Below are 6,110 nucleotides of genomic sequence, written 5' to 3'. Positions count from 1 at the left end.
GCACTGGCGATGCCCAGCACCGCCCCCGCCGCCACGTCGCCCGGATAGTGCACCCCCGTATGGATACGGGAGTATCCCACCGCCCCCGCCAGCGCCCCCAGCGGCACGGACGCCGCGGGCACCACCGTGCCGACCGCCGTGGCGAACGCGACCGCCGACGCGGTGTGCCCGGAAGGGAACGACGCCGACGTCGGCATCGGTACGTGCCGGTCCACCGTCACCCGCGCCGCTTCCCGGTCCGGCCGGTCCCTGCGCACCAGGCGTTTGCCCAGCAGATTGGCCGAGGCCGAGGCCACCGCTATGGCTCCGACCCCGGCGAGCGCCGCCCGGCGCGGGCGTGACCCGGCCAGCGCGAGCGCGCCCGCGATGGCGAACGAGATCTTGGAGTGGTCCGCCGTGTGGGAGAGGCGGCGCAGCGCCCGGTCGAGGGTCGGCGTCGGTGTGGCCGCGACCGCCGCGTACAGGGCGCCGTCCACCGCCCTGAGATCACCGAGTACCGCGGAGACGACCCTGCGCAGTCCGTCGGCCGGCGGTACGGGCTCGGTGAGCGGACGGGTGACGTCCTGGGCGGTGGTGGGCGGCTCGCTCATCTGTCTCTCCCGCAGTGGCATCGTGGAGTGGCGTACCCGCACCGTGGTGCGGGAATCACCAGGTGCCCACGGTACGCAACCACACGAGGGGCCCGCCCGCCCCGGCCGTTCGCCGGATCAGGCCGCCCGGAACGTGCGCAGGCGCAGGGAGTTGCCGACCACGAAGACCGAGGAGAAGGCCATGGCCGCCCCCGCGATCATGGGGTTCAGCAGCCCGGCCGCCGCGAGCGGCAGCGCGCCGACGTTGTAGGCGAACGCCCAGAACAGGTTGGTCCGGATGGTGCCGAGGGTGCGGCGGGCGAGACGGATGGCGTCCGCGGCGGTCCGCAGGTCCCCTCGGACCAGGGTCAGGTCACCGGCCTCGATCGCGGCGGCCGTGCCGGTGCCCATGGCCAGACCCAGATCCGCCTGTGCCAGCGCCGCCGCGTCGTTGACCCCGTCACCGACCATGGCGACCGAACGGCCCTGCCCCTGCAACCGCTTGACGACGTCCACCTTCTCCTGCGGCAGCACCTCGGCGATGACGTCCTCCGGCGCGATCCCGACCTCGCGTGCGACCGTACGGGCCACCGCCTTGTTGTCACCGGTCAGCAGGACCGGCCGCAGCCCGAGTGCCCGCAGCCGGCGGACGGCCTCCGGGCTGGTGTCCTTCACGGCGTCGGCGATCTCCAGGACCGCACGCGCCTCCCCGTCCCAGGCGGCGATCACGGCGGTGCGCCCCGCCTCCTCGGCGCGGTCCCTGGCCCGGGCCAGGTCGCCCGGCAGGTCCAGGGACCATTCCCGCAGAAGCCGGCCGCTGCCGACGAGGACCGCGTGGCCGTCGACCACACCCTGGACTCCGAGGCCGGGTACGTTCACGAAGTCCTCCGGTGTGGGCAGCCCGCCCAGCCTCTCCCGCGCCCCCTCGGCGACCGCCCTGGCCACGGGGTGTTCCGAGGCGTGCTCCAACGCGCCCGCCAGCCGCAGTACGTCGGTCTCCCCGGTACCGGCGGTGGTGTGCACGGCCAGGAGGGCCATCCGGCCCGTGGTGACCGTGCCGGTCTTGTCGAGGACCACCGTGTCGACGCGGCGGGTGGACTCCAGGACCTCGGGTCCCTTGATGAGGATGCCGAGTTGGGCCCCGCGGCCGGTACCGACCATCAGCGCGGTGGGCGTGGCCAGCCCGAGGGCGCACGGGCAGGCGATGATCAGGACCGCCACCGCGGCGGTGAACGCGGCCGTGAGGCCGGCGCCGTTGCCGATCCAGAAGCCCAGGGTGCCCAGGGCCAGGGCGATGACGACGGGCACGAAGACGGCGGAGATCCGGTCCGCGAGCCGCTGCGCGGCGGCCTTTCCGTGCTGCGCGTCCTCCACCAGACGCGCCATGCGGGCCAGTTGGGTCTCCGAGCCGACCCGGGTGGCCGTCACGACAAGGCGTCCGCCGACGTTGACGGTCGCCCCGGTGACGGGATCCCCGGCGGTCACCTCCACCGGCACGGACTCGCCGGTGAGCATCGAGGCGTCCACCGCCGAGGAGCCCTCGACGACGGTCCCGTCGGTCGCGATCTTCTCGCCGGGGCGTACCAGGAAGCGGTCGCCGATCGCCAGCTCGGCGACGGGGACCGTCGCCTCACGTCCGTCGGCACGCAGCACGGTGACGTCCTTCGCGCCCAGCTCCAGCAGCGCCCGCAGTGCCGCGCCCGCCTTCCGCTTGGCACGTGCCTCGAAGTAGCGGCCGGCCAGGATGAACGCGGTGACACCCGCCGCCGCCTCCAGATAGATGTTCCCGGCGCCGTCCGAGCGGGCGATGGTCAGCTCGAACGGGTGCGTCATCCCCGGGGTGCCCGCCGTTCCGAGGAACAGCGCCCACAGCGACCACAGGAACGCGGCCGAGGTACCGACCGAGATCAGTGTGTCCATGGTGGCCGCGCCATGCCGTGCGTTGGTGAGAGCGGCCCTGTGGAAGGGCCATGCCGCGTACGTCACGACGGGCGCCGTCAGCGTCAGGGACAGCCACTGCCAGTACTCGAACTGCAGCGCCGGGACCATCGCCATCGCCACGACGGGCACCGCCAGTGCGACGGCGGTGATCAGCCGGTGGCGCAGCCCCTGCAGTTCGTCCGTCTCCGGAGCCGTCCGTTCGGGCGGTGCCGGCTCCTGCGCCGTGTACCCGGTGGCCTCGACGGTCGTGATCAGATCGGTGACGGTCACCTCACCGCGGTAGCTGATCCGGGCCTTCTCGGTGGCGTAGTTGACGGTGGCGGTGACGCCTTCCATCCGGTTGAGCTTCTTCTCGATCCGCGCGGCGCACGAGGCGCAGGTCATGCCGCCGATCGCGAGTTCCACCCCGGCCTCGGCGCCGGCTGTACGGACGGTCATCACTGGGCTCCTGTGACGGTGACGCCGACCCTGGTGGCGGTCGGCTGTATACGGGGAGGGGGTATCGTTGTAAGGCTTCTGTATACCCCCCTTCGGTATGCAGCGCAAGTGGTCGAGTGGCTTGACTGCGTACCCCCCAGGGGTATGATGAGCTCATGGATCGGCTCTGTGTGAGCCGTGCGTCCCTGTCTCGAGGAGACGGTCATGAACACCGGACTGAAAGTCACCGCGTTCGCCGCCGCCCTGGCCGCCACCTTCGGCACGGCCTACGGCATCGGTGAGAGCCTCGACCCGGTTGCCGCCGAGCGTGCGCCGGCGCACGACGAGCGGCACGCCTCGCCGTGACCCGGGGCGAAGGAAGGCGGCGGTCATGCCGGCCACGACAGCACGCCGGCCGGCGGGCTCCAGATCTCCGAGGGCGGCTACACCCTCGATCTGCGGACCCCGCGGATCACGGCCGGACACCGCGCCGAGCTGCGCTTCACCGTGCGGGACGACCACGGACGCGCCGTCACCGAGTACCGCCCCGAACACGGCAGGGAACTCCATCTGATCGTCGCCTCCCGCGACCTGCTCACGTACCGCCACCTGCACCCCACCCGGGTCGCCGACGGCACCTGGAGCATCCCGGCCGACCTGCCCCGGGCCGGTGGATGCCGGGTCTTCGCCGACTTCACCCCGGCGGAGGAGGGCGCGGAGAACCTCACCCTCGGGGCGGACCTCGCGGTCTCTGGCTCCTACCGGCCACAGGACCTGCCCCCGGTGGCCGGCACCGCCCGCGTCGACGGTTACGAAGTCGAGCTGACCGGCTCGCTGCGACCCGGCCGGGCGAGTGAACTGCGTCTGAGCGTCTCGCGGGACGGAGAACCGGTCACCGACCTCCAGCCCTACCTCGGCGCCTACGGCCACCTGGTCGCCCTGCGCTCCGGAGACCTGGCCTACCTGCACGTCCATCCGCAGGGCGAACCCGGCGACGGCCGGACCGACCCCGGACCGGAGGTCTCCTTCACGGCCACCGCGCCCAGCACCGGCAGCTACCGGCTGTTCCTGGACTTCAAGCACGACGGAGTCGCCCGCACCGCGGCGTTCACCGTTCGGGCCGGAGCGGCGCAGACCGGGGCCGAGACCCCTCCGAGCAGCACACCGCCGCACTCCGACGACCACGGGCACTGAGCGTCAGCCCAGGGCACGGTCCAGGGTGAACGCGGCGCTGATCAGGGAGAGATGGGTGAACGCCTGCGGGAAGTTGCCCCGTTGCTCCCCGGTGCGGCCGATCTGCTCGGCGTACAGGCCGAGATGGTTGGCGTACGTCAGCATCTTCTCGAAGGCGAGGGCCGCCTCGTCGAGCCGTCCGGCCCGCGTCAGTGCCTCGACGTACCAGAACGAGCAGATGGAGAACGTGCCTTCGTCGCCGTGCAGTCCGTCCGGGCTCGCCAGCGGGTCGTAGCGGTAGACCAGTGAGTCGGACACCAGCTCCTCGGTGAGGGATGCGAGCGTGGAGAGCCACTTGGGATCGGTCGGTGCGATGAACTTCGCCATCGGCATCATCAGGACCGCCGCGTCCAGGACGTCCCCGCCCTCGTGCTGCAGGAACGCCTGCCGTGACGCGGACCAGCCCCGGCTCATGATCCGCCGGTAGATGGTGTCCCGGCTCGACCGCCAGCGGGGGAGGTCGGCGGGCAGACCGCGCTGGTGGGCCATGCGGATGGCCCGTTCGATCGCCACCCAGCACATCAGCCGCGAGTACAGGAAGTTCTTCCGCCCGCCGCGCGTCTCCCAGATGCCCTCGTCGGGCTGGTCCCAGTGCGCGCACACCCAGTCCACCAGCGCCGTCACATGGTCCCACTGCTCGCTGGAGACCGGCTCGGCCCACTTGTCGTACAGATAGATGGAGTCGATCAGCGCCCCGTAGATGTCGAGCTGCAACTGGTCGGCGGCGGCGTTTCCGGCCCGCACCGGCGCCGAGCCGCGATGGCCCTCCAGATGGCCGAGTACGTGCTCGGTGAGATCGGTGCGGCCGTCGATCCCGTACATGATCTGCAGCGGGCCGGATCCCTTGCAGTCGCCCGGGCTGATGTGCCGGGAGACGAACGCCATGAACGCCTCCGCCTCCTCGGAGAAGCCGAGCCGCAGCAGCGCGTACACACAGAACGCCGCGTCGCGCACCCAGACGTACCGGTAGTCCCAGTTGCGTTCCCCGCCGAGATCCTCGGGCAGGCTGGTCGTCGGCGCCGCCACGATCGCGCCCGTCGGCGCGTAGGTGAGCAGCTTCAGCGTGAGGGCGGAGCGGTGCACCATCTCCCGCCATCGCCCCCGGTAGCGCGACGAGGACAGCCAGCGCCTCCAGTACGACACCGTCGCGGTGAACTCCCGCTCCGCCTCCCCGCACTCACAGCGGTGCGGCGGCGCGTCGGCGTCGAACTGTTCCAGGGTGAGGACGGCCGTCTCGCCTTCGGCCAGCTTGAATTCGGCTCGCACATCCGGTCCGCGGGTCTCCAGCGGGACGGTCGCGGTGAGGGCGAGGGACAGGTCCCGGGATGCGAAGACCGTGATGTCGCCGGCCGGCCGCACGGTGTGCGGGTGTACGCCGTAGCCGAAGCGCGGTGCCACCCGGGTCCGGAACGGCACGGAGCCGCGTACGCACAGCACCCGCCGGATCAGCCGGTGCGGGCGCTCCCCGGTCGAATCGTCGTCGACGGGGATGAAGTCCTGCACCTCGCCGACTCCGTCCTCGGTGAAGAAACGGGTGATCAGGACGTTGGTGTCGGGGAAGTAGAACTGTTTGGTGCGGGCCGGTACGGCCGCTGCCAGCTCGAAGCAGCCGCCCCGCTCGGCGTCCAGGATCGCGGCGAACACACTCGGCGAATCGAAGGACGGGCAGCAGTACCAGTCGACGGTGCCGTCGATCCCGACCAGCGCCGCACTGCGCAGATCACCGATCAGCCCGTGATCGGCGATCGGCGTGTACCGCGGCGCTGCGGACGCGTCCCGTTCCCTGGCCGTCCCGTCCATCGCAGCCTCCCTGGCCGGCGGCGCACACCGTCACCTCTGCGCCACGTCACTCCAGCCTAGGTCCGGTGCCGGGCGGCGGCTCCCTGTCGCCCGCCCGCACCCCGCTCCGCCCCTGACATACCCACCCGGGCGCCGCACCGACGGCAGAGC

3 protein-coding genes and 1 pseudogene are annotated in these 6,110 nt (G+C 71.9%); 1 reads left to right on the top strand and 3 read right to left on the bottom strand.

Annotated features, from left to right (window positions below; translation table 11 throughout):
* On the bottom strand, window positions 1–590 hold a 590-nt coding region (locus tag B9S61_RS00990), incomplete at its 3' end, for a phosphatase PAP2 family protein (RefSeq protein WP_181007178.1).
* A 117-nt stretch (window positions 591–707) separates the two neighbouring features.
* Window positions 708–2,948, bottom strand: coding sequence for a cation-translocating P-type ATPase (locus tag B9S61_RS00985; RefSeq protein ID WP_103540473.1), 2,241 nt, complete (start codon window positions 2,946–2,948; stop codon window positions 708–710).
* A gap of 204 nt (window positions 2,949–3,152) precedes the next feature.
* On the opposite strand from B9S61_RS00985, the pseudogene B9S61_RS00980 reads away from it, so the two are divergent.
* A pseudogene (locus B9S61_RS00980) lies at window positions 3,153–4,121 on the top strand (hypothetical protein).
* Window positions 4,122–4,124: 3 nt separating this feature from the next.
* Here B9S61_RS00980 and B9S61_RS00975 read toward each other — a convergent pair.
* Window positions 4,125–5,960: a glycoside hydrolase family 15 protein gene (locus B9S61_RS00975; RefSeq protein WP_103540472.1), complete on the bottom strand. Its 1,836-nt coding sequence runs from the start codon at window positions 5,958–5,960 to the stop codon at window positions 4,125–4,127.
* Between the last annotated feature and the right edge of the window lie 150 nt (window positions 5,961–6,110).

The organism is Streptomyces sp. SM1, from assembly GCF_002910825.1.
In the GTDB taxonomy this organism is placed as follows: Bacteria; Actinomycetota; Actinomycetes; order Streptomycetales; family Streptomycetaceae; genus Streptomyces; species Streptomyces okerensis.
The sequence above is the reverse complement of the archived record's forward strand: the minus strand, read 5'-3'. Positions and strand labels throughout refer to the sequence as shown.

Bases quoted from the DNA above. Each gene is read 5' to 3' on its own strand.
- B9S61_RS00985 (WP_103540473.1), bottom strand. From the start codon at position 2,948: ATGACCGTCCGTACAGCCGGCGCCGAGGCCGGGGTGGAACTCGCGATC.
- B9S61_RS00975 (WP_103540472.1), bottom strand. From the start codon at position 5,960: ATGGACGGGACGGCCAGGGAACGGGACGCGTCCGCAGCGCCGCGGTAC.